Here is a 23,152-nt window from a genome sequence, read left to right as displayed (position 1 = left end):
TGTCTGCGTTTGCTGAGAGCCGAGGGGGCTCCCCGCTCGGCCGCCATCCTCATCGGCGTGGCGCGATCGGCGCCCGCCTGCCGCGGCCCCACAGGATGAACGCCGAAAGAGCAAGCAGGATGACGTTGAGCGGCACGGCGGGGGCTTCGCCGCGGGAGAGATGAAAGATCATCGCGGCGATTTGCAGCAGCACGCAGCCGAGCGCCGCCAGCACCGTCAGGCGAGGCTGGATGCGGGTCAACGCAGGCAGCAGCACGCCCACTCCGCCCGCAAAATCGATAATACCCATCAGACGCAAAAACCACACGGGAACGTCGCCGGGCCATACCCACATCGCCGCCAATTGATCGACCGGCATGAAAAATTTCATGCAGCCGAACAGGGTGAAGGCGGCAAAGATCAGCACCTGCGCGGCCCACAGCCCAATCTGGAGCCATTTTCCGGCAGGTGCAGGCAAGACAGTCGTGGTGTTGGGCATGCGAACCTCTGGAGCAAAATGCGGTGCGTCGCGCGGGATAGATAAAGCTGGAAGCTCATCGCGAAAACCGCTAAACTTTCGAGAAAAGTTATCGATAGGATCGATGAGATATGCAGCCCCACCCGACTTTGGATCAGCTTCAGGTGTTCCTGACCGTGGTGGAGAAAGGCAGCTTCTCCGCTGCATCCCGCGCCCTTAACCGAACGCAATCGGTCGTCAGCTATACGATCGCCAACCTGGAGGCGCAGCTGCGGGTGGCGCTTTTCAGCCGTTCCGGCACCAGACGACCGGAGCTGACAGATGCCGGCAGATCCGTCGTCGAGGATGCTCGCCGCTTGCTTGGCGATCTCGATCTGATGCGGGCTCGCGTGCAGGCCTTGAGCGACGGCCTGGAGGCAGAGCTCAACGTTGCGATGAGCTCCATTGTCCCCTCGGACGTCGTCGTCGAGGTGCTGCGTGCCTTCCGCAACCACTATCCCACCGTCTCCTTGAAAGTAACGGCGGGGACACCTGTGATCGTCATGGACGAGGTAATTCATGGCAGGGCCGTCGTCGGCTTTGGCGGCACTATGGCAGTCAAAAACGATCAGATCGTTTTCGAGCGGATCGGCCAGACGGCGATGGTCCCCGTTGCAGCCCCGGATCATCTTCTTGCCACGCTGCGCCGGCCATTGACCCTTGCCGACGTGCGAGACGAAACCCAGTTGGTGGTCTTCGATGCTTCGGGAACGGCGAAGGGCCGGGATTTCAATGTATTCTCTCTCAAGACCTGGCGGGTCAGCGACAACGCGACGAAACATCTGTTCATCCTCGGCGGATTGGGATGGGGCGGCCTTCCCGCATCCGTGGTCAAGGACGATCTCGCTGCAGGCCGCCTCGTCCGTCTCCAGTTTTCTGCCTTCGACCAGGGCGAGCTTCCCATCCATGCGGTCCGCAATGTTGCAAACCCGCCGGGCCCCGCTGCGAGATGGCTGACGGCGGCGTTCCAGGCGAGGCTTTCAGGCGGGGTTGGAAGCCGAGAGCCGTCGGAGGAGGATGTCGAACCCGGCCTCATGGAAGCCGATAGCTGACGGCAACATGGATGTTACCCGCGTCAGGGCGGCGTCGCCTGGAGACGGGTGATCGCCACGTTGCACTCAGTTCGACGATGTTCCCTGCGTGATGGAATTCAAATGCAAGGCCGCTCCTCGCGTGGGGAGCAGCCGTTGGCCAGGGAACGCAGCCACAGAGCGATGATTTCCGTCTTGGGCAGAGCTTTGCTGTAAAGGAAGCCTTGCGCCGAACCGCATCCATTTGCCACCAGGAAGGCTGCCTGCTCGGCGGTCTCGACGCCTTCCGCCACCACATTCTGTCCGAGACAACGGGCGATGGACAGGATTGCCTTCACAAGTTCCTCGTTGCGTTTATCCGCGCTGTTGATGAAAGACCGGTCGATCTTCAGCGTGTCGATCGGAAAGCGCGCGAGATAGTTCAGCGCCGAATAGCCGGTGCCGAAATCATCGATGGCGATCGAAAATCCCATGTTTCGAAGTTCAGAAAGCATCTGCAGCGTTTCGTCTTTCTGATCCAGCAGCAGGCTTTCCGTTATTTCGATTTCAACCCATTCCGCGCGGCAGCCGGTCTCCTCGAGAATCTCGGCGATCGACCTTACCAGGCCGGCGGACTGGAACTGTTTGACCGACAGGTTGATCGCCACCTTGTGCGGTGACCGGCTATCGGCGTTGAATTCGGCCGCTGTCTGGCAAGCCTCGCGCAGCACCCATCGTCCGAGCTCCACGATCAGCCCTGTCTCTTCGGCAACCGGAATGAAGCTCGAGGGAGGGATCATGCCCATTTCGGGGTGACGCCATCTTAACAAGGCCTCGCAGCCGACTATGGCGCCGCTGTCTAAAAGCACCTTGGGCTGGTAGTGCAATTCCAACTCTCCGCGCTCGATCGCGCGGCGCAATTCCGATTCCAGCCGCATGCGCTCTTCGGCGCTCGCCGTCAGGTCCTTCGAGTAGAAGCGAAAACTGTTTCGCCCCGAGCGTTTGGCGAGATACATCGCCGAGTCGGCGTATTTCACGAGGTCGTTGGCGTCAGCGCTGTCATCGGGATAGAGCGCGATGCCGACGCTGCAAGAAATAAACAGCTCCTGGCCGTCCAGCAGGAAACGTTCCTTGAACTTTTCAAGGATCGTGTTGGCCATCCGGCCGAGATCGTCACCTTGCCGGATATCCGGCAACAGGATCGCGAATTCATCGCCGCCGAGGCGCGCAACGGTGTCATAGTCGCGAACGCTTTCGTTCAGCCGCGCGGCGGCCTGGCAGAGCAACTGATCACCGACGGGATGTCCCATCGTATCATTGACCGCCTTGAAATGATCGATGTCGATCAGCATCACGCCGGCGCGTTGGCCACGCGATACGGCAGCGGTGATCATCTGCCGCAGTCGATCGCTGAACAGCGATCGGTTCGGCAGCGAGGTCAGAGGATCGTAGAAGGCCATCTGGTGGATTTTTTGGCGCGAGACATTCAACTCAGTCACATCCCGCGACACACCGAGAACCCCGACGACGTCTCCTCCCGCGCCCAGCACCGGAACCTTGCGTGTCTCAAGAAGAACGGATTGACCGTTTTCCTGGGAGATGACCCATTCCTCGGAGGCCAGAGTACCTCCGGCCTGGATCGCGGCTTTGTCCGACTCCAGAAAGACCTGAGCCCTTTCAGCACCAAACAGTTCGAGATCCGATTTGCCGACAACCTCGGACTCCGCCTTACCTGTCAGTCGTTCGAACGCGTGGTTGCACAACAGATAGACGCCGCCCATATCCTTCACCCAGACCATATCAGGAATGGTCTGAAGCACGCTGAGCAGCTGCGTCCGCATGGAATTGACGGCTTCCTCCGCCTGTTTTCGCTCGGTAATGTCACGCGAAAGTGCGAGGAGCGTGGTGATCGTCGGATCGGCGCTCGGCCGTTTGGCGACGGAGAGTTCGAACCATCGGGTCTCGCCGTTTGGCAAGGAGATCCGAATGCATCGGCCATAGGCAACACCCTCTTTGCCGGCAGCCGCGAGAGCCTCCATCGCGATGGCCGCCTGGTCAGGCGCGAGAACCTCGTTGACCGTCTTGCCGAGCAGCATCTCCTTCTGCTGAGCCAGAAGTTCTGGGTTTCTTGTCCAGACCTGAAGGTAGCGGCCGTCCTCGTCCACCTCGAAGAGGACATCGGGAATGGCGGTGATGATCCCCTCTGCGAATTCAAGCGCTTTCTTGAGCTCCCGCTCGGCCTGCTTGTGCTCTGTAATGTCCACGATGGCGCCGATCACCCCGGCCGGATCGCCGTTGTGCCCGGTGAACACCGCCTTGTTGACGACGACATCCCGCACCGTCTGGCTCGCGGCAGTCATCTTCTTCTCGAAGCCTCGGCCTCCGCGCCCTTCGAGAAATCTCTCATCCCACGTGAACTGGAGTTCAGCCGGGTGCTCCGGATTGAGATCGAACTCGGTTTTCCCGATGATCTCCTCGCGCCTGTGGCCAAGCAAGTCTTCGAAAGCCTTGTTGCAGCCGGCGTAGCGCCCCTCGGAGTTCTTATAGAAAACCGGCAGGGGAAATGCGCCGAGCAACGCTTCGAGAAGGGCTTCCCGGTCGACGGCGGCGTCCTGATGCTGCGATCCGTCTCGCCTCTGCTCGTCCCCTTCCGTGAAAAGGGCCGGCTGCCGAAGCGATTGAGACAACGTCATCATGGATCTTCCTCACCATGGGCAACCGAATGCATCATCCATCCAGTCGAGAATTCTTCCAAGAAGGCCGCCCAAGTCATTTGAGGCGAAAACGAAGGCCCGAAGTTTCCGATCGCAAAGGCATCGGCCGCTGCGACCGAGCATGTCGGCTTGGCCTGAATATTGCGGTCAGAAAATTAAGAGATCGCTGCCCTCTCTTGCGCCGCGGCAACTTTCAACGCGCGAAACGGATCGGGCCGCGCAATATGGACATCCTCGCCTCTCGCGCAGATCCCAACCTGCGCGTCCTTTGGCTTTCATCGCCCAGCCGACGCTGCCGATGTCCAAACCAGGCACACTGACAAGCCAAAGCCAATCGATCGGAAAAGCAAGGGTGGGCGCCTTATCCGAAATCCGAATCCCATGGCCAAATCACGACGATTTTGTACCGAATTCTTCGCAAGGAACTGGTTTTATTGCCTTTTCACAAAAGTGTTTACGCTTCTTCAACCAGGTGGTCCACAATTTCGAGTCATTCGAATGAGGTGCTGCTTGTACTTCTCCGCCATGATGACGGGTTCAGGGACGAGCCAAAAATCCGCGCTGTCGTCAATCGATCGCGTCTATCAGAGGTGGGAATGTTCAATAATCGGCATGCATATGACGGCCTCTATTCCAAGTGCAGCGCAGATGGCGCGATCGCGCCGGCTCTGAAACTCCGGAGCATTCCGGGTAGCAGTTGTTGATGAGCAAAGCCGCACCGGCGTTGGTTCGCTGAAAGCCTCCCCTTGGCAGTGTTGACAGCAAATCCGATCGCGACAGCGGTCCGGGGAGCGCACGACGTGACCCTTCTATTTCCGGCGCCAGTGCTCGAGGCGCGGACAGGGCCATGATGGCCGATCTCTAAATAAATGATCGTGATGCAACCGTCCGCATGCCGGCGGCTGCTCAGCCGGCTTGTATCTTTCTGATGGAGCGCGAATGGTGGTGGGATCGGATTTGAAAAACACGGTGATGCCGCCCGGCGAGTCCCATTCCTCCGTGGCGAAATATATCCGCTCCATCGGGCGACACTACATCGTCGCCGTCGTCGTGATGACGGTGCTGATCGGGGCAACCTTCCTGACGGTCAAGGTGGCGCTTGATCGCCATTCCCTGCAGCAGAACATCAGCTATCTGATCGGGCGCCAGTTCATTCGCTTCCAGCAGCTTGCCAATCAGACGCGCGCGATCATGCGCGCCTCGGCCGATCCGAATATGCCGGAATATATCGTCAGGCCAATGGTCGAAGACGTTCAAAAAGCGATTAACGACATCCGCGCCATGAGCGCAGAGTTGAACGCGTTGAATATCGAGGTCGAAGCAAATCTTCTCGAAAAGCTGAACGGGCGGGATGCCGCATCTGAAAAATTACGGCTGGAACTCGACGGGCGGCTGGAGGATTTTCTTGAAAGAGCTGAACGCGTCGTGTCCGCGAAATTGCTGGATCGGCGGGAGCGTTACAGCTTCTGGGGACCAATCGACTTCGCCGTTTCCTCCGACAGCATGCTCATGCGTCAGTTCAGCGCCCTGATCGAGAGCGCGCACGACCGAAGCGATGTGAGCATCGATCATACCCGCCTGATCAGCGCCGTGCTCCTCAGCCTCACCGCAGCCACGCTGATACTGGCGACCCTCATCCTTTTCATACCGCTGCTGATAAAACTGCGCACCGAGCACCGCCGGACTCTCGATTTCGAGATCAAACTGACGCATCTGGCGCATACCGACACTCTGACAGGCCTTGGCAACCGATCTTCGTTCAATGAGGCCCTAAACGGGCTGTTCGGTTCGCTCGATCGGACAGGCTCAGGTTTTTCCATGCTGCTGGTCGATCTCGACCACTTCAAGGCCACCAACGACAGCTTTGGCCATCCTGCCGGCGATGCGGTTTTGAGCCATGTCGCGAGTGCGCTGCAGAAGACCTTCCGCACCGGCGACGTCGTCGCAAGGCTTGGTGGCGACGAGTTTGCCGCTCTCCTTCCTGGAATTTCAGATGCGGCAACGCTGGAAGGAATTGCCGGGCGCGCGGTGGCAGCCATTGCAGCGGAATGTCATTTCGAGGGCCGGTTGCTACCGGTTTCGGCGAGCATCGGCGGCGCGGTCGTGCCCGGCCACGCGTCAGATGAGGCGACGCTCATGCGCATCGCCGATCTGGCACTCTATGCCGCCAAGGCCAAGCGCAACACAGCCGTCATCTTCGATGAAGCATCCTTTGCCCAACGTCTGGAACAGAACCGGCTTGCTGCGGCCCTCGCCGTCGCGGCCGATCGCGACGAGTTTGTCGTCTACTACCAGCAGAAGGTCAATCTGCAGACCGGCAAGCATCTCGGTTTCGAGGCACTGGTGCGCTGGCGCCATCCTCAGCTCGGCATCCTTCCGCCCGGCCGCTTCCTGCCGCTCATGGAAGGCCATATCATACAAGGCATGACGCGCTGTATCGTCAATATCGTCGCGCGTGATCTGAGGACCTGGAAAGCAGCAGGGCTCAGGGTGGGGTCGATTGCCATCAATCTGCCGGAGGCCCTGTTGGTCGGCGACGACGGTTACGCCCTCATCGCTGCGGCGGTCGAAGCAAACCACCTCGACTGGCTCGATTTTTCCATCGAGGTCACGGAAGACGTCTTCCTCAATCGCGGCGCCAATCAGATTATCGAAACCATTTCCCGTTTTCGCAAACATGGCGTGTCGGTCTCGCTCGATGATTTCGGCACCGGTTTTGCGTCGCTTGTGCATCTGCGCGACTTCCCCTTCGATGAGCTGAAGATCGACCGCAGCTTCGTTGCCGAGATCGGCAAGGATATCCGCTCGGAACAGATCATCAGGGCAATCATCGATCTGGCCCGCAACCTCGGCAAACGGTGCGTCGCGGAAGGCATCGAGGACGAGAGCCAGCGTGATTTCCTTTTGAACGCCGGCTGCGAGATCGGCCAAGGTTATTTCTATGCCAAGCCGGAACCGGCGGCCGTAGCGGTCGACCGATTGGCTCGCCGGGCGGTTCTGCGCGGGATATCAGGCCGGTCGCGCAAATTGCGGGTTGAAACTGTCTCCTGAGAGAGGCGCCGCACAAGGGACGGTGCGGCAGAGTTTATCAAAGAAAGAGGGGAACGGATGAAACGGGGAATCATATGCACATGGCTCGCCGCGGCTCTGGCGGCCGCAGGTCCTGCGACACAGGTTTTGGCGGGGCAGGACATGGCCGTCGACGTCGTGCATTTCTGGGTGTCGAAAAGCGAGTCTGCCGCACTCGATGTTTTCCGCCGGGCCTGGGCAGCCGCCGGCAACCAGTGGGTGGACATGCCGGCAGAGAACAAGGTCGCCGTCCAGCGCGTGGTGAGTGATCGTATTGCCAATGGATACGCGCCGGCGGTGATGCAATGGAATGCAAACGAGGGATCGCGCGAACTGCCGGAAATGGGCATCGTGCAAGATATAGATGATGTCGCGCAGGCGGATCATTGGCAGGACGTCATCCCGGCAACGGTTCTCAACCGGATCTCCTACAAGGGGAAAGTCTACTTTGCGCCGACCAATATCCATGCCGAAAACTGGCTGTGGACAAGCGCAGCGGCCTTGGCCGAAGCGGGTGTGAAGACGCCACAGACCTGGGACGAACTTTTCGACGCGGCCGAAAAAATCAAGGCGACGGGGCGTCTGCCGATTGCGCTTGGCGGGGCGCGATGGGAAGTGTCGCTCATTTTCAACGACATCATCTATCACAAGTTCGGCCCGGAAGGTTATGCCCGTCTCATGAGCGGCGATGCCGACTTGGTGCAGGACCCGCGGATGATCGAAGCCCTGGATATGCTGTCGCGCCTGGCCAATTATGTGGAACCGATCGAACAGCGAAAGGACAAGACATGGGCTGATGCCACGGTGGCCGTGGGCCAGGGCAAGGCCGGCATGCAGTTCATGGGCGACTGGGCCAAGGGCGAGCTTGCGGCGCGCGGCTACAGCGTCGACAAGGATTTCAATTGCAGCCTCGTTCCGGGCACATCCATCGCATACTTCATGGTGATCGATGCCTTTGCCTTTCCGCTGACCAATCGGGAAGGCACGGCAGAGGCGCAGCAGGCCTTCGCGCGCATGGTGCTCGATCGCGACAATCAGGTTGCCTTCAGCCGGATCAAGGGGTCGTTGCCCGTCCGCACCGATGTCGATCCGTCCGGGCTTGATCGTTGCGGCAAGCTTGGATTGGAGATGATCAAGGCGAGGAAGGGCGAAGTCAGCGCCCAATCCCAGGCCATGCCGACCCAGATGTCTGAGGGCTGGATTGCCGTGGTTGGCGACTTCTTCAACAATCGAAACATGACTGCACAATACGTTCAAAAACGCCTGCATGATCTCCTGATGCAGCGCTGAAGGCGGGATTAAGTCAGATTCCCTGTGGCGGGAGGGCTCCTGCCGGCAGGCGATTGCGGGACGGCGCAACTGGCCCCTCCACAATCGCCTGCTCCGCTCGTTCAATGTTTCAAGACGACCTTGCCCTGGATACCGGCAGCGACGGCGCTGTGGGCCGCACCGATCTCACTCAGCGGGAAAGTCTTGGCGATCGGAACGATCAAAACGCCACGCGAGGCAGCGTCGGCCACGGCTTCGAGCGTGGCCGCATCGGCGCGGTGATAGAGTTCGTGGATGATCACCCGATTGCCGATATTGGCACCCTCCGGTACGGGAACGATGCTGGCGACTTGGCCGCCGTCCCTGACATGCCCGATGAGATTGGCCGCGACAGGGGCAGCAGCACTGATCGCGTAATCGAAGGTCGTGGCAGCCGGAGGCTCGGCAATGTCGAGTGCTTCTCCCGCAAGCCGGGCCGCCTCGTCGAGCCGATCCGCCCGGACGCCGGCCACCGGATTGGCGCCGATCTCCTGAAGATATTGGATGGCGGCACGGCCGACAGCCCCGAGACCGCCTGACACCAGCACGCGGTCACCCGCCTTGACGCCAAGAGTGTCGACCGATTGCCGGCCGGTAAGACCCGCCTTGGGCAGAGCAGCGCCCTGCTCGAAGCTGAGATTGGCGGGGAGTTTGGCAATCGCCGAGACCGGAACGACGCCGTACTCCGCATGCGCGCCTTTACCGTTCGGTGCGAAATCGGCGATAACGCGATCGCCGATCGCAAATCCGGTCACACTGGAGCCGATCTCGACGATGCTTCCGGCAGCGTCACCGCCCAGCACCGCGGGAAGTTCCAGGGGAATGTATTGAGCCACATAGCCCTGGCGGATCATGAGATCGAAGTGGTTGACGGCGGAAGCCTCGATCTTGATCAGGACTTCACCGGCCTGAGGCGTGGGCCTGCCGACGTCATCGATTGTGAACTGGTCAATGTCGCCATAGGATTTGAGACGGGCAGCTTTCATGTGTCGGCACCTTTGTATAATCTGATGTAGAGATACGATAACGTTCACTATCGTTGATACGATATGATTGACTATCGCATGGAGTCAAGCGCATGAAATCATGGTCATCAGACCATCCGAAAGCGAAGTTGATGGCGAGCAAGCGGGCCGACATCCTCGCGGCGGCCAAAGCATCATTCCTCGATACCGGTTACGAGGGAACGAGCATGGAAAGCATCGCCAAGGCGGCAAACGTCTCGATCATGACGCTCTACCGGCATGCTGAGAGCAAGGATGACCTGTTTTCAGCCGTGATCTCCAATGCCTGCGACCCGGACGACGAGGCCGAGCGGGCGCAGATGGAGGCGCTCCTTGAAAAACCTCTGAGAGACGTCCTGCTCTGGGCCGGGATGACGGCGCAAAGCCGCCTGATGGATCCCGACACGATCGCCCTCATGCGCACCGTGATCGCCGGGACCAGCCGGTTTCCCGGTCTGGCGGAGATGGCTCATACCAGCCTCGTCGGCAATCTCGAAGGCATGGTTGCCTTCATGCTCGGGCTCAAACAGGAGACTCTCGGCATCAGCGCCGAGCGCCGAAGCGAACTCGCCGTGCAATTCATCGACCGGCTGCTTGGCACCCATATGCTCGGCGTGCTGATGGGACTTCCCGGTCCTTCGACACAACAGCAGCAGGAAAGAGCAGAAATTGCTGCCGACGCGCTGATCGCCGCGCTTGGTCAGCCCCTGTCAGCCGAACGCTGACACCCCACGGATGTGGGTCCTCTCGACGTGAAAGACGACGATATGCCATCCCGCGGATATCCATAATTCGCAAACATGTACAATCTGCGCAGCAAATAGCGCGTCGGCAGCCTGCTTCATGTCGAAAAGTGCAGGAATTAACAAAGACTTAAGCACCTTGGATACATCTCGCACATGAGTAATTTTCATGACTTATGTGATGGTGGTTTTTGCGCTCGGGTCTTTCCTGTTCATTTGCTCGGCTCTTCAAAGCCCTCCGCGGTCTCGGCAGAGATAGGAGCGGCAATGTCGCGATTGTCGTTGCCCTCACCCTGGTGCCGATGATCGTCGCGGTCGGCGCGAGCTTTGACTATATTCGCGCTTACAATGTCAGGCAGCGGATGCAGAGCGACCTTGACGCGGCCCTGATCGCCGCCGTCAAGCAGATCGACACCTCGGACAAGGACGCCCTCGAGGAAAAGGTTTCCGACTGGTTCCACGCACAAGTGGAAAACAGCTATACGCTTGGCGACATCGACATCGATACGTCAAACCACAAGATCACCGCGACGGCCAGCGGCACGGTTCCGACGACCTTGATGAAGATCGCCAATATCGACACAGTCGACGTCAGCGTGGCAAGCGCCGTCAAGGGACCAACCACGTCCTATCTCAATGTCTATATCGTCATCGACACATCCCCATCGATGCTGCTGGCGGCAACGACGTCGGGGCAGTCGACCATGTATGCCGGCATCGGATGCCAATTCGCCTGCCACACGGGCGATTCACACAAAATCGGCAACAAGACATACAGCAACAACTATGAATACAGCACGGCCAAGAACATAAAGCTGCGCGCCGATGTCGCCGGCGACGCCGTCGAAGAAGTGCTCGACATGATCGACACGTCCGACAGCAGTCATGAACGGATCAAGGTCGGATTGTATAGCCTGGGCGACACCCTGACAGAAGTTCTAAGCCCGACGCTCAGCACGGACACGGCGCGCACCCGCCTCGCGGACGCAAGTTACGGCCTCACCAGCGCGACCTCGAAGGCAGCCACCTATTTCGACGTCTCCTTGGCGACGCTCAAGCAAAAGGTCGGCGCCGGAGGGGACGGAACCTCCTCGGGTTCACCGCTCAAGCTGGTTCTCCTGTTGACGGACGGCGTCCAGTCGAAGCGCGAATGGGTGACTGACAAGGTCACATGGAGTAACAAACAGGCGATCTCCGGGGCATATTGGAACAAAGTCGCGCCGCTCAATCCGGACTGGTGCGGCTATCTGAAAGATCAATCCGACACCATGGCCGTGCTTTACACGGAATATCTGCCGATCACCACGGACTGGGGTTACAACGCCACCGTCGGCGCGACAATGGCAAGCGCCAACTGGAAGAGCACCTGGGGCGGCACCATGGATAGCGGCGTGTCGACCAGCATCACGAGGCGCGACTACATCCCCTATGCGCTTTCGGACTGCGCATCGTCCACAAGCCTGTTTATATCAGCGTCATCATCGGCCGAGATCACGGCCGGCCTGTCGGCGCTCTTTACCCAGTATCTTGCATCCGTTCGGCTGACCCAATGAGCCGCAGGAAATTCTTTGCATCGCCGCGCCGCCTGCTCGCCGATCGAGACGGCGTGGCTGCGATCGAATTTGCGATCCTGGCTCTGCCGCTCTTCATCATGATATTCGGCATTATCGAAGTGTCGCTGATGTTTTTCGTCAACTCTTCCCTGGATGCTTCGGTGCACAAGATCTCCCGGATGATCCGCACCGGCGAGGTCGCGTCCTCCAATATGACTTTGGCCGATTTCAAGGCCAAAATTTGCAGCGACATGCTTCTCTCGTTCAATTGTTCCAGCGATCTCCTGGTCAAGGTGAACGTGCTCTCCGACATCTCGTCCGCCGCCAGCGCCGACCCCATCGACGACAGCGGCAATCTCACCGTCACCGAGAGCTTTGATGTCGGCAAGGGCAGCGACTACATCCTGGTTCAGACGTTCCTGCCCTGGACGGCCGTCGTCAATTTCTTCAGCCTGTCGAGCGCCAAGCTTTCCGATGGCCGCTACCTGCTCGGCTCTGCCGTTCTGTTCCGCAACGAGCCTTTCTGACCATGAAACGGAGCCTGTCCTTTTTCCGGTGTACCCTATCCGCGATCCGCCGCCTCACGCACGACCGGTCGGCTGCCTCGGGCGTGGAATTCGCGCTCGTTCTGCCGATCCTGGTGATGCTGCTGTTCGGCACCGTCGATCTCGGCCACGCGCTCACGGTCAGCCGAAAGATCGATGAGATCGCCTCCTCCACAGGCGATATGATTTCACAGCAAAGTTCCTGGACAAAGTCCGACGTTGCCAAGCTTCTCACCGGCGCGAGCTTCATCCTACAGCCCTATGACACGACGGGGCTGACGATCACGCTTACGGTCAACGATGTCAGCAGCAGCGGCAGCGCGACCGTCAACTGGTCCGCCGCACTCAACACCACCGCGCTCAACTCAGGCACCGCGAGCGCGATCGCGATACCTTCAGAGATACAGGAAACGGACGTGCAGGTCGTGCTGACCCGGGTGCAATACACATTGACGACACCGGTCTCGGCGTTCTTTTCGAACTTTACCGGAATGAATGGCTACAGCTTCGATCACCATTTCTTCAATCGCCCGCGGGTTACCGACAAGATCACCTATAATTGAGCCGTAAGGTCTGCCGCAATCGGCTGGGAGGTCCGCCGGATTGTCAACCAATAAGCCATGACAACGGCGATTGCGGACGATATGGAAGGTCCTTCAACAAGGGGCGACATCATGGCAAGACGAGTTTTCGGCGGCATAGGGCGGCTGCCGGTTATCGTCCCGATTGCCCTGGTGGTGATTTTGTATTCGAATGGCACTGGCGGGGCAGCACCGACCGATCTTCATTGGTCCCAGGATCCAGGCACTCATTGCAAATTCGTCGCGCCAGCGTCCTTGACCAGCGGCCCCACCTTCTGGATCGGCTCCTGTATCGACGGCAAGGCGTCCGGAGAAGGGATGCTGCGTCGCCGGGATGGCGGCCAGGCCGGGCCTGCCTTCTTCGGCCGGATGAAGGAGGGGATTCCTGAGATCGGTGTCATCGATCTGGCAGAGGGATACAGAGCCGGCAGTTTCCGCGACGGCGATATCGGCGGGCAAGCTGAGCCTGAGCCGCAGAATCGGATAGATGCCTTTCGTATTGCGGCCGAGGCCGCGCGGTCGGTCAGCGCCCATTATGCCGCCGAGAACAATGCGGGATCTGCCCACATTTATGAAGAGCTTGCCAAGACACTGGAACAGCAGACGGATTGAGCATGAGCGAGAGGCTGCAACGGCGATCCTTTCTGGCGGGCCTATGGGCAGGACTGTCGGCCATGTCTAGCGCCAGCACGCCCGCGGCGGCGGCGAACCAACCGCCGCAGAGCGCCGAAGGCCACCAGGGCAGGACTGGCATCCACCCCTGGCTCGGTGTCGGCGCACTCGGCCGTCCTTTCACGCCACGGCTTGCGCGCCGGTGATTTCAACCAGCGAGCCGCACATGAAGGCCGCTTCATCCGATGCCAGGAAGGCAACGAGCGCTGCCACCTCCTCAGGCTTGCCGATGCGGCCGTAGGGGACGAGCTTGTCGAGATCGGCGATCGTCCGGCCGGCGCGCGTAACGCCGGCTTCGAGCATCGGCGTATGGATCTCGCCGGGGCAGACGGCATTGACCCGGACCTTGTCGGGCGCATAGTCGCGAGCCAGATTCTGGGTGAAGGCGGCAACCGCCGCCTTTGTCGTGTTATAGGCGATATGGTTTGGCGCGGGGTAAAGGCCCCATTGCGAGGCGGTGTTGACGATCGCGCCGCCGCCCGCCGCAATCATGTGCGGCAGGACCGCGCGGCAGAGATGGAACATCGAATCCAGGTTGACTGCGAAACTCAGCTGCCAGTCTTCATCCGAAAGCGACAGCAGGTTTCCGCGCCGGTTGATGCCGGCATTGTTGACCAGCACATCCAGCTGCCCCTTGATCGCGAAGGCTTTCTCGATCAGGTCGACGCATTCCGATTTCCGGGAGATGTCGGCCCCGATGGCGATCGCCGATCCGCCCGCCGCCTCGATGAGCGAGGCGACGTCGCCTGCAGCCTGTGCATTGGCATCGGTCACCACCACCAGGGCGCCTTCGTCGGCCAACCTCTTCGATATGGCCGACCCTATACCGCCGCCACCGCCCGTGACCACCGCGACCTTACCCACAAATCTTTTCATATCGAACCTCCCTATCTGATGTAGCTGCCGCCGTTGACGTCGAACGTCGCGCCATTGACCGAGACCTGCGAAGGGCGCAGCAGGAAGGCTACCAGCTCGGCGATCTCCGCCGTCTCGGCCATCTCGCCGATCGGGATATCGCCGACCGCCGCATCCTTGCCATGCTTCGCCACGAAATCCTCGGCCATGTCGGTGCGCACCCATCCCGGCGCGATGGAGACGGCGACGACGCCGTCGCGCCCGAAGCTACGCGCAATCGACTTTGTGAGATTGATCAGCGCCGCCTTCGTCGCCCCGTAGGGCCTGGCATCGGCCGCGTAACCGCGCTGGCCCGCCCGGCTTGCCATGTTGACGATCCGCCCTCCGCCATGTTGCCTGAAATGCACCAGAGCCTCCTTGCAGAGGTCCGCTGCCGCGAAGAAGTTCACCTGAAACTCCTTCTGCCAGGCGGCCCGCCAATCGGACGGATCGGCGTCGATCGAAATCTCGTTGCGGATACCGGCATTGTTGACGACGGCATGGATCCGCCCCGCCGCCGCGAGCGCGTCGCGCCAGAGTGCAAAGGCGCCGTCCGGACCGGAGAGATCGGCCTGGACGATCAGGCCGTCGCCACCGAGCCTGCGATGCAGGGCTTCCGCCCCTTCCCTGTCGCGCCCGTATTGGATGACAGGCCGCGCACCTTCGGCAGACAGGCGCTCGGCGATGGCTGCGCCGATGCCGCCCGACGCCCCGGTGATGAGGACCGTCTGGCCGGCCAGTGGTGTAACGTGAGACATCTTTGGCTCCTAACCGAGCAGGCCGACCTGGGGACCCCAGGTGTCGGACAGGGCAAATCCTGCTGCGAAGGGATCGTCGTCGGAGATACGCAACTGCTCCCGGCCATAGACGTAGGCCCGGCCGGTTATTCTCGGCAGAACGGCGCGGCGGCCGCCCACCTCGGTCTCGCCGATCGCCTCCGCGAGAAACTCACCGCCGATGATCGACCGGGACGTCCTGCGGTCGCCGACGGCGACCTCGCCGCGCGCATGCAGCACGGCAAGATTCGCCGAGCTGCCGGTCCCGCACGGCGAACGATCGACGCGGCCGGGCCGCAGCGTCGTGCAGGTCCGCACCGCGCCGTCGGCTTCGCATCCGCGAAACATCACATAGGCGATCTCGTCGATACCGCTGAGGACAGGATGAGCGACCGAGACCTGGCCTGATAGAAGCAACTTCAGCTCGATGCCGGCTTCCGCCAGCAGCCGCGCATTGGCAGGCGCAATATCGAAGCCGAACTGCTCGACATCCACCAGCGCATAGTAGACGCCGCCGAAGGCGACGTCGATCTTGATGCGGCCCCATTTCGGCGTGTCCACCTCCCTGTCCAGCGCTTCGGCAAAGCTCGGCACGTTGTCGAGGCTGACGGACAGGCAGCGGCCGTCGCGGCAGGCGGCGCGCGCGACGATGAGGCCGGCCGGCGTATCCAGGCGGACGATCGTCTCCGGTTCCGACATCGCCACCTGCCCGCTTTCGAGAAGTGCGGTGACCACGCAGATACAGTTGCTGCCGGACATGGCGTGGGCGCGATCGGCCTGGAGGACGATGAAGCCGGCGTCCGCATCGCTGCGTGTCGGCTCGACCAGCAGGTTCACCGACATGGCGACATTGGCGCGTGGCTCGAAGGTGACGAAGCGGCGCAGGCTGTCGTCGACCGTGTTGATGTGGTCCATTTTGTCGAGCATCGTGGCGCCGGGTATTTCAGGCGCTCCCGACATAATGACCTTGCCGATCTCGCCCTGGCAGTGGACCTGCAGCAGATCGAGGGTCCGGTTCCAGTTCATTCGGCCGCCTCCGGCTTGATGTACCAGCCCCAGGAATCCTCGCTGGCGAAGCGGGTGATCTGCTTGGTCTCGAGATAGTTGTCGAGACCCCAGCGTCCGAGTTCGCGGCCGATGCCGGATTCCTTGTAGCCGCCCCAGGGCGCCTCGGTGAATGTCGGCTGCGAGCAGTTGATCCAGACGATCCCGGCGCGGAAGGCGGCCGCGACGCGCTCAGCCCGGATGTCGTCCTTCGACATGACGGCGGCCGCCAGACCGAAGCGGGAATCATTGGCGAGTTCGACCGCCTCCTCTTCTGACTTGAACGGCCGGATGCAGACAACAGGCCCGAAGATCTCCTCCACCCAGGCGGCGCTGTCGAGCGGAACGTCGGTCAGAACGGTCGGCTGGAGGTAGTGACCCTTGTCGAATCCTTCGGGGCGGACGCCGCCGCAGGCGACGGTCGCGCCGGCCCGCCGCGCCTCCTCGATCGCCGCGACGACCTGCTCGTGCTGACGCTTGGAAACCAGCGGCCCAAGCAGCACGCCCTCGTCCAGGCCATTGCCGATCTTGATCTTGTTGGTTTCCTCGACCAGACGCGCTAGCAAACCTTCGTAGATGGTGTCCTGCACGAGGACTCTTGACGTCGCCGAGCAGACCTGACCCTGGTTCCAGAAGATGCCGAACATGATCCATTCGACGGCCTTGTCGATATCGGCGTCCTCGAAGACGACGAAGGGCGACTTGCCGCCGAGCTCCAGGCTGACGCGCTTGATATCGCGGGCGGCGGCCGCCATGATTTTCGAGCCGACCGGGCCGGAGCCGGTAAAGGCGAGTTTATCCACTTGCTTGTGATCGATGATCGCCTGGCCGGCGACCGATCCGGCGCCGGTTACGATGTTGAGGACACCTGGAGGCAACCCGGCTTGATCGGCGACATCAGCCAGTTCGAGCGCCGTCAGCGATGTCAGTTCGGCGGGCTTCAGCACCACGGTGCAGCCGGCGGCGAGTGCGGGGGCAACCTTCCATGCCGCCATCAGCAGCGGGTAGTTCCAGGGAATGATGGCGCCGGCCACGCCGATCGGTTCGCGCACCGCCTTGGAGGTGAAGCGCTGGTCGGGAAGCGCGATCGCCTCCTCGGGATTGTTGTCGAGCTGTTCGGCCAGACCCGCATAGAAATCGAAGCAGCCGGCCGCGTCGGCGATGTCCCAGTCGGCCTCCGGAAACGGCTTGCCGTTGTCAAGAACTTCGAGGCGGGCGATCTCGGCCTGACGGGCGCGGATTCCGTTGGCAATCGCGCGAAGATATCCGGCGCGCTGGGCGCCCGTCAGCTTCGGCCAGCCGCCCTTGTCGAAGGCCCGGCGAGCCGCTTTGACGGCGAGATCGACATCTTCGGCTGTTGCGGCTCCGATCGTCTGGATCACCTCCTCCGTCGCGGGGTTGGTCACCTCGCAGGCGCCGCCCTTGACCGGCTTCACCCATTTTCCGTCGATATAGAGTTCGCTTCGCATGTTCACTCCCTTTCTCCTTGCGACGGCACCGCTCTCAGAAGCGATCGACGCGATAGGGTTGCATATCCACGGGCGGCTGAACGCCGGTGATGAGGTCGGCCATCAGACGGCCGGTCGTGGCCGCATAGGTAAGGCCGAGATGTCCGTGGCCGGTTGCGTACCAGACGTTGCGGCGCTTGGCTGATGGACCCATGACCGGAACGGTGTCAGGCAGCGCCGGGCGATGCCCCATCCACTCCGTCGCCTGCCGGACCTGCAGATCCGGCAACGCCTCCTGAGCCCGCTTCACCAGAATCTTCGCGCGCCGATAATCCGGGGACGCGTCGAGGCCGGCCATCTCGACCGTGCCGCCGACGCGGATGCCGCCCGCCGTCGGCGTGACCATGAAGGCGCGCGCCGGCCAGATGATGGAATGGCGCATCGAGATACCGGGCTCCATGATCTGCGTGTGGTAGCCGCGCTCGGTTTCGAGCGGGATATGTTCGCGCAGCAGAGCGGAAAGCCGGGCGGTGAAGGCGCCGGCAGCCAGCACGACGTTCTCGGTCGTAAGGCTGCGCCCGTCCGCCAGCCGGAGAGCGGAAACACCGGCCTCGCCCTGCTCTAAGCCGGCGATCTCACCACGGACGGTCCTGCCGCCGAGCGCCTCGAACCTTTCGGCAAGGGCGGTGACAAGCCTGTAGGGGTCGGTGATCGACCGGTTGTCGGGAAAGAGCACCGCCTTGCCGATCTTCGTCGTCAAAAAAGGCTCGAGATCCCGGATGGCGTTGCCGCCGAGAATTTCGTACCTGAAACCGAACCGTTCCAGGATTTCGATATGCTCGCGATCGGCCTTGAATTCGGCCTCGTCAGTATAGAGGCTGAGGCAGCCCTCCACCGTCAGCATGTGCGTCAGGCCGGTTTCCTTCAGCAGCGCGTCCAGATCGTCGTAGACGCGGCCGCAGAGCGCGGCGCCGGCCGCCTCCAGCGCCCTCAGCTTGGAGGGACGGCTGGCGGCCAGGAACCTGAGGAACCAGGGCACCAGCTTCGGCAGGTAGCCAGGCCGGATGCGTACCGGCCCCTCCGGATCGAGCAGCCATTTCGGCATCTGCGCCCAGATGCCGGGCCGCGAGGCCGGCATGAACTCGGTGACGGCAATACTTGCCATGTTGCCGTAGGAAGCGCCGAGGCCCGGCGCGTCGCGATCGACAAGCGTCACGGAAAGGCCGCGGCGCTGGAGTTCATAGGCGATGGTGACGCCGATAATGCCGGCGCCGACGACCACGATGGATGACACGGCGAACCTCATAATTTCAGTGGTCCCTGGCGCGGCTTGGCCGCTCCAGATCTGTTACCAATTCAGGATCGGCTGCATCGCGGCCTTGAATTCGGCCTTTTCCTCCGGTGTCAGTTCGCCGAGCGGCGCGCGGCATATACCCACGGGCAAGCCCTGAAGCTCGCAGCCATACTTGATCTTCTGCACGAACTTGCCGCTTTCGAGGATGTTCATCGCCCGGTAGAGCGTTTTCATCTGCTCGCGCGCCTTATCCAGATCGCCGGATCGGAACGTGCGGTCGAGGTCACAGCAGGCCTTGGCCATGCAGTTCGACGGTCCGCAGATCCAGCTTTCGGCGCCCCAGAACATGAAGTCGAGCGCGATATCGTCTGAGCCGCTGACAAGCTGGATCTTGCCGTCATAGCGGCTGGCGATGTCGACCGCGCGCTGCAGCACGCCCGAGCTTTCCTTGATCCCGATCACGCGCGGATTATCGGCAAAATGATCCATCAGCTCGAAACTGATGTCCGAACCATCCTTGGCCGGATAGGAATAGAGGACGAGGCTCACATCGACGGCGCCGAGGACGGCTTCATAGTGCTTGATGAGCTCCGTTTGTGTCGGACGGGTATAAAATGGCGGCGCCAGCAGGACCGTGTCATAACCGATATCCCTCGCCATAGCCGTCTGCTCGATCACCTCGCGGGTGGCGGGCGCGTTGGTGCCGGCGATCAGAATTTCGCCCGGCCTGGCGAAATCCTTGACGAACTGCAGCACGTCGCGGCGCTCTTCCCTGGATTGGCTGAAATACTCTCCGGTCGAGCCGTTTGGAACCCAGCCGGTGACGCCTGCCTCGCGCAGATGCGTCAGAAGCCTTTCGAACGCCTTGAAGTCGATCCTGTTGTTCGCGTCGAAGGGAGTGATGAGCGCGGGCATGACGCCGGAAAGTTTCATGGGATTTCTCCTGTCCTGGGAAAGACTGATTAGATTGCGAGCTTCTTGAGAATGCGCCCCTCGATGAGGGAGACGGCCCGCGTGAGTGGGAAGGCGATGACGAAGTAGATGAGGGCGACGACCGTCAGCACTTCGACGGGACGGGCGGTGTTGTTGGAGATGTTCTGGCCGACGAACATCAGGTCCGCCATGCCGACGGCCGAGACCAGGGCGCTCTCCTTGAAGAGGCTGACGCAGTTCGACAACAGCGTTGGGATTGCGCGCAGCACCGCCTGCGGCAGCACGACGTTGACGACCTGGGCCCTTTTCGGCAGACCGAGGGCGACGCAGGCGTCCAGTTGCTCCCGGCCGATCGACTTGAGGCTCGCCCGAAAGGTCTCGCTGGTGATCGCCCCCATATAGAGCGTCAGCGCGATGACGCCGGACGCCAGGTTCGAGAGCTCGATGCCGAGGAGCAGCGGCAGGCAGAAGAAGATCCAGAAGAGCTGGATAAGCACCGGCGTGCCGCGGAAGAATTCGACATAGGCGCCCGAGACCGCGCGAAGCGCGAGGTTGCGCGACGTCCTCATCAGGCCGACGAGAAAGCCGAGGGTGCATCCGAGCACGATGCAGATGACCGTCAGCTTGATCGTCATCCACAGGCCGAGCAGAAGTGCGTTTTCGAAACGCAGCAGGATCGAGAAATCGAGAGTCATCCGGGCCTCCTAGCTGACGAGGATCTGGCGGCGGCGTTCGAGCAGGCCGACGATCTGGGTTATCGGGAAGGACACGGCGAAATAAATGAGAGCGACGACGGTGAAGGTCTCGATCGGGCGATAGGTCTCGGTGGCCAGCGTCTTGCCCTGGTACATCAGGTCCTGGATCGCCACGATCGCAACCAGCGCGCTCTGCTGGAAGATGACGATGCCGTTGGTCAGAAGCACCGGGATCGAGGCGCGGAAGGCCGTCGGGAAGACGATGTGGAGCACGCGCTGCAGCGGATTGAGGCCGAGCGCGATGCCGGCGTCGAGCTGTTCGCGCGGCACCGCCTGGATGGACGCCCGGTACGCCTCGGCGTTGAACGCCATCAGGTTGAGGCCGAGCGCCATGATGCCCATCGTCACCGGGTCGAGGAAGACGTCGAACAGCATCGGTACGCAATAGAATATCCAGACGATCTGGACGATGGCCGGCGTGCAGCGGAAGAATTCGACGAACAGCATGAACGGCAGCCGGACGATCCGGTAAGGGCTCATGATCAGCAAAGCGAGCGCGAAGCCGAAGACGATACCGATGACATTCGCCGCAGCCGTCAGTTCCAGCGAAACCCACAACCCCTGCAGAAGCGGCGCCAGCGAAACCGCGTTGAAGTCGAACGTGTAGTTCATGGGTGCCCCTCCCTACTGCTTGATATGGAAGACGCGGTCGATGAATTCCTTGGTGCGCTCCTCGCGCGGGGCGCCGAGCACCTGCTCGGGAGGGCCGTCCTCGACGACCACGCCACCGGCGCAGAAGATCACGCGGGAGGCGATGTTTTTGGCGAACCACATGTCATGGGTGACGATCATCATCGGCATGTCCTGGGCGGCGAGTTGCAGGATCACCTGCTCCACCTCGCTGACGAGCTCGGGGTCGAGGGCCGACGTGACTTCGTCGAAAAGCATCAGCTTCGGGTCGAGCATGAGTGCGCGGGCGATGGCGACACGCTGCTTCTGGCCGCCAGAAAGCTGGGCCGGATAGGCCTTGGACTTGGCGCCGAGCCCGAACCGCTCGAGCAGCGCCTGAGCGCGGGCCGCGGCCTTCGCCTTGGCTTCTCCACGCACTTTGCAGGGAGCGAGGATCAGGTTCTGAAGGACGTTGAGATGCGGAAACAGCGTGTAATGCTGAAAGACCATGCCGATCGAACGGCGGACATTGGTGTCGATCTGGGTCTTCCTCCCTGCCCCGTCGGAAGAAATATAAGGCTTTCCATCGAAATTGACCGACCCGCTGTCGATCTGCTCGAGCCCCATCATCACTCTCAGCAGCGTGCTCTTGCCGCCGCCGCTGGGACCGATGACGACGACGCGTTCGCCGGGCTTCATTTCGATGTCGATGCCTTTCAGCACCTGAATGGCTCCGTTGCCGTAGCTTTTGTGGAGCGCCTGCATTTTCACGAGGGGAAGGCTGAAGGACGTGGTCATGCCAATCTCCAATGATCGAAGCTGGAGAGGGCCGGCGCGATCTTCGCACCGGCCCGGCGAGGTTACTTTGCGCCCTTGAGGACTTCGTCGACCGCCTTCTTGATCAGTTCGTCGACGTGACCGGTCGCGACCTTCTCTTCGAGGAAGATATCGACCACCTCGACGTCGGCAGCCGAGAGATTGTGCGGCAGGCCGAAGGCGACGCCCTGCTTGGCGAGCGCCGGCGTCGGATTGAGCGCCACCGCCCAATCCGGGTTCGACTGGGTGAAGAGCTGGTTGGTGTCGGAGGCGTCGACCAGGATGTCGGCACGCTTCGAGGTTACCGCCAGGCGGGTCTCGTCATTGCCGGGAAGACGCATGATCGTGGCGTTCTTCACCGCTGCGGAAATGGCCTTGTCCTGCGCCGTGCCCGACATGACGGCGAGCGTCACGCCTGCTTTGTCGATATCGGTGACCGAAGCAGCACCAGCCGTAATCTTCGGATTGTTTTTGTTATAGGCGAGCGAGATCTGGTACTCCATCGCCGGGATCGAGAACTGCACCGCCATGGCGCGCGTCGGCGTCCGGTTCAGCGCCAGCGACAGATCCCATTTGCCCGCCTGCAGGCCGGCGACGATATTGTCCCAGGTCGTATCGACGAATTCGGGCTTCACCTTCAGCACATCGGCAAATTCCTTGCACAGATCGGCGAAGAAGCCGGAATATTCGCCGGTCGCCGGATCACGCATGACATAGGGCGGCGCGACAGCCGCACCGCAGCGCAGCACACCCGCCTTCTGCACGCCCTGCCAATATCCCTCGGCGGTCTCAGCCCGTGCGGCGGTTGCGGAAAGGCCTCCCATCAGGGCGAGCGCGGGCAGCGCCCGCAAGGCGGACGTCATCAACTTCGAAAGCATCGGCATTCCT

22 protein-coding genes are annotated in these 23,152 nt (G+C 61.4%); 9 read left to right on the top strand and 13 right to left on the bottom strand.

Annotated elements, in window-relative coordinates; translation table 11 throughout:
• Positions 1-49: 49 nt before the first annotated feature.
• Positions 50-478 (bottom strand): DoxX family protein, encoded by a 429-nt coding sequence (locus ACMUVN_RS19085; protein WP_097543386.1) that lies wholly within the window; start codon positions 476-478, stop codon positions 50-52.
• Between the two features lie 110 nt (positions 479-588).
• Between ACMUVN_RS19085 and ACMUVN_RS19080 the strand changes: the two genes are divergently transcribed.
• Complete coding sequence (locus tag ACMUVN_RS19080; protein WP_097543385.1) at positions 589-1,548, top strand: LysR family transcriptional regulator; 960 nt, start codon at positions 589-591, stop codon at positions 1,546-1,548.
• Between the two features lie 98 nt (positions 1,549-1,646).
• Here the strand turns inward: ACMUVN_RS19080 and ACMUVN_RS19075 are convergent, their stop codons facing one another.
• The gene (locus ACMUVN_RS19075; protein ID WP_097543384.1) at positions 1,647-4,202 is read right to left on the bottom strand and encodes an EAL domain-containing protein; all 2,556 of its coding nucleotides are present in this window, start codon (positions 4,200-4,202) and stop codon (positions 1,647-1,649) included.
• A 957-nt stretch (positions 4,203-5,159) separates the two neighbouring features.
• Between ACMUVN_RS19075 and ACMUVN_RS19070 the strand changes: the two genes are divergently transcribed.
• Positions 5,160-7,271, top strand: coding sequence for a putative bifunctional diguanylate cyclase/phosphodiesterase (locus tag ACMUVN_RS19070; RefSeq protein ID WP_063474116.1), 2,112 nt, complete (start codon positions 5,160-5,162; stop codon positions 7,269-7,271).
• Between the two features lie 57 nt (positions 7,272-7,328).
• On the top strand, positions 7,329-8,579 hold the full coding sequence (locus ACMUVN_RS19065) for an ABC transporter substrate-binding protein (protein ID WP_097543383.1): 1,251 nt from the start codon (positions 7,329-7,331) through the stop codon (positions 8,577-8,579).
• A 101-nt stretch (positions 8,580-8,680) separates the two neighbouring features.
• Here ACMUVN_RS19065 and ACMUVN_RS19060 read toward each other — a convergent pair whose 3' ends face one another.
• Positions 8,681-9,583 (bottom strand): NADP-dependent oxidoreductase, encoded by a 903-nt coding sequence (locus ACMUVN_RS19060; protein ID WP_132574903.1) that lies wholly within the window; start codon positions 9,581-9,583, stop codon positions 8,681-8,683.
• A 92-nt stretch (positions 9,584-9,675) separates the two neighbouring features.
• Here ACMUVN_RS19060 and ACMUVN_RS19055 point away from each other — a divergent pair, with 92 nt between their 5' ends.
• The 6 genes from ACMUVN_RS19055 (at position 9,676) to ACMUVN_RS19030 (ending at position 13,841) form a co-directional block, all read left to right on the top strand.
• Positions 9,676-10,326, top strand: a complete 651-nt coding sequence (locus ACMUVN_RS19055) for a TetR/AcrR family transcriptional regulator (protein WP_047616870.1) — start codon at positions 9,676-9,678, stop codon at positions 10,324-10,326.
• A gap of 209 nt (positions 10,327-10,535) precedes the next feature.
• The gene (locus tag ACMUVN_RS19050; RefSeq protein WP_047616909.1) at positions 10,536-11,897 is read left to right on the top strand and encodes a TadE/TadG family type IV pilus assembly protein; all 1,362 of its coding nucleotides are present in this window, start codon (positions 10,536-10,538) and stop codon (positions 11,895-11,897) included.
• Positions 11,894-12,424: a TadE/TadG family type IV pilus assembly protein gene (locus tag ACMUVN_RS19045; RefSeq protein WP_047616910.1), complete on the top strand. Its 531-nt coding sequence runs from the start codon at positions 11,894-11,896 to the stop codon at positions 12,422-12,424. Before ACMUVN_RS19050 ends, ACMUVN_RS19045 begins: the two co-directional genes overlap by 4 nt.
• The gene (locus ACMUVN_RS19040; protein WP_063474111.1) at positions 12,421-13,005 is read left to right on the top strand and encodes a TadE/TadG family type IV pilus assembly protein; all 585 of its coding nucleotides are present in this window, start codon (positions 12,421-12,423) and stop codon (positions 13,003-13,005) included. Before ACMUVN_RS19045 ends, ACMUVN_RS19040 begins: the two co-directional genes overlap by 4 nt.
• Before the next feature lie 111 nt (positions 13,006-13,116).
• The gene (locus tag ACMUVN_RS19035; protein ID WP_244604814.1) at positions 13,117-13,635 is read left to right on the top strand and encodes a hypothetical protein; all 519 of its coding nucleotides are present in this window, start codon (positions 13,117-13,119) and stop codon (positions 13,633-13,635) included.
• Between the two features lie 62 nt (positions 13,636-13,697).
• Positions 13,698-13,841 (top strand): hypothetical protein, encoded by a 144-nt coding sequence (locus tag ACMUVN_RS19030; protein ID WP_164735942.1) that lies wholly within the window; start codon positions 13,698-13,700, stop codon positions 13,839-13,841.
• On the opposite strand, the gene ACMUVN_RS19025 is transcribed toward ACMUVN_RS19030, so the two are convergent.
• From ACMUVN_RS19025 to ACMUVN_RS18980, 10 genes are all read right to left on the bottom strand, one after another.
• Positions 13,816-14,571 (bottom strand): SDR family NAD(P)-dependent oxidoreductase, encoded by a 756-nt coding sequence (locus ACMUVN_RS19025; RefSeq protein WP_097543379.1) that lies wholly within the window; start codon positions 14,569-14,571, stop codon positions 13,816-13,818. The two genes, ACMUVN_RS19030 and ACMUVN_RS19025, sit on opposite strands and share 26 nt — an antisense overlap.
• An 11-nt stretch (positions 14,572-14,582) precedes the next feature.
• Complete coding sequence (locus ACMUVN_RS19020; RefSeq protein ID WP_414815381.1) at positions 14,583-15,347, bottom strand: SDR family NAD(P)-dependent oxidoreductase; 765 nt, start codon at positions 15,345-15,347, stop codon at positions 14,583-14,585.
• Positions 15,348-15,356: 9 nt separating this feature from the next.
• Positions 15,357-16,391 carry a proline racemase family protein gene (locus ACMUVN_RS19015; RefSeq protein ID WP_097543377.1) on the bottom strand — a complete coding sequence of 345 codons (1,035 nt, stop codon included), beginning with the start codon at positions 16,389-16,391 and terminating at the stop codon, positions 15,357-15,359.
• Positions 16,388-17,878, bottom strand: coding sequence for an aldehyde dehydrogenase family protein (locus ACMUVN_RS19010; protein WP_132574969.1), 1,491 nt, complete (start codon positions 17,876-17,878; stop codon positions 16,388-16,390). Before ACMUVN_RS19010 ends, ACMUVN_RS19015 begins: the two co-directional genes overlap by 4 nt.
• 34 nt (positions 17,879-17,912) lie before the next feature.
• The gene (locus ACMUVN_RS19005; protein ID WP_132574899.1) at positions 17,913-19,163 is read right to left on the bottom strand and encodes an NAD(P)/FAD-dependent oxidoreductase; all 1,251 of its coding nucleotides are present in this window, start codon (positions 19,161-19,163) and stop codon (positions 17,913-17,915) included.
• 42 nt (positions 19,164-19,205) lie between these two features.
• Entirely contained in the window at positions 19,206-20,084 is an 879-nt protein-coding gene (locus tag ACMUVN_RS19000) for a dihydrodipicolinate synthase family protein (protein WP_183904364.1), read from the bottom strand.
• A 29-nt stretch (positions 20,085-20,113) separates the two neighbouring features.
• Complete coding sequence (locus ACMUVN_RS18995) at positions 20,114-20,779, bottom strand: amino acid ABC transporter permease (protein ID WP_132574895.1); 666 nt, start codon at positions 20,777-20,779, stop codon at positions 20,114-20,116.
• 9 nt (positions 20,780-20,788) lie between these two features.
• Positions 20,789-21,451, bottom strand: coding sequence for an amino acid ABC transporter permease (locus ACMUVN_RS18990; protein WP_047616844.1), 663 nt, complete (start codon positions 21,449-21,451; stop codon positions 20,789-20,791).
• Between the two features lie 12 nt (positions 21,452-21,463).
• Positions 21,464-22,246, bottom strand: coding sequence for an amino acid ABC transporter ATP-binding protein (locus ACMUVN_RS18985; protein ID WP_047616842.1), 783 nt, complete (start codon positions 22,244-22,246; stop codon positions 21,464-21,466).
• A 62-nt stretch (positions 22,247-22,308) separates the two neighbouring features.
• Complete coding sequence (locus ACMUVN_RS18980) at positions 22,309-23,142, bottom strand: substrate-binding periplasmic protein (protein ID WP_047616966.1); 834 nt, start codon at positions 23,140-23,142, stop codon at positions 22,309-22,311.
• Between the last annotated feature and the right edge of the window lie 10 nt (positions 23,143-23,152).

The sequence above is a fragment of the Rhizobium sp. IY2 genome (assembly GCF_047532935.1).
In the GTDB taxonomy this organism is placed as follows: Bacteria; Pseudomonadota; Alphaproteobacteria; order Rhizobiales; family Rhizobiaceae; genus Rhizobium; species Rhizobium anhuiense.
Note: the sequence above shows the minus strand (reverse complement) of the source record. Positions and strands in the feature narration are given on the sequence as shown.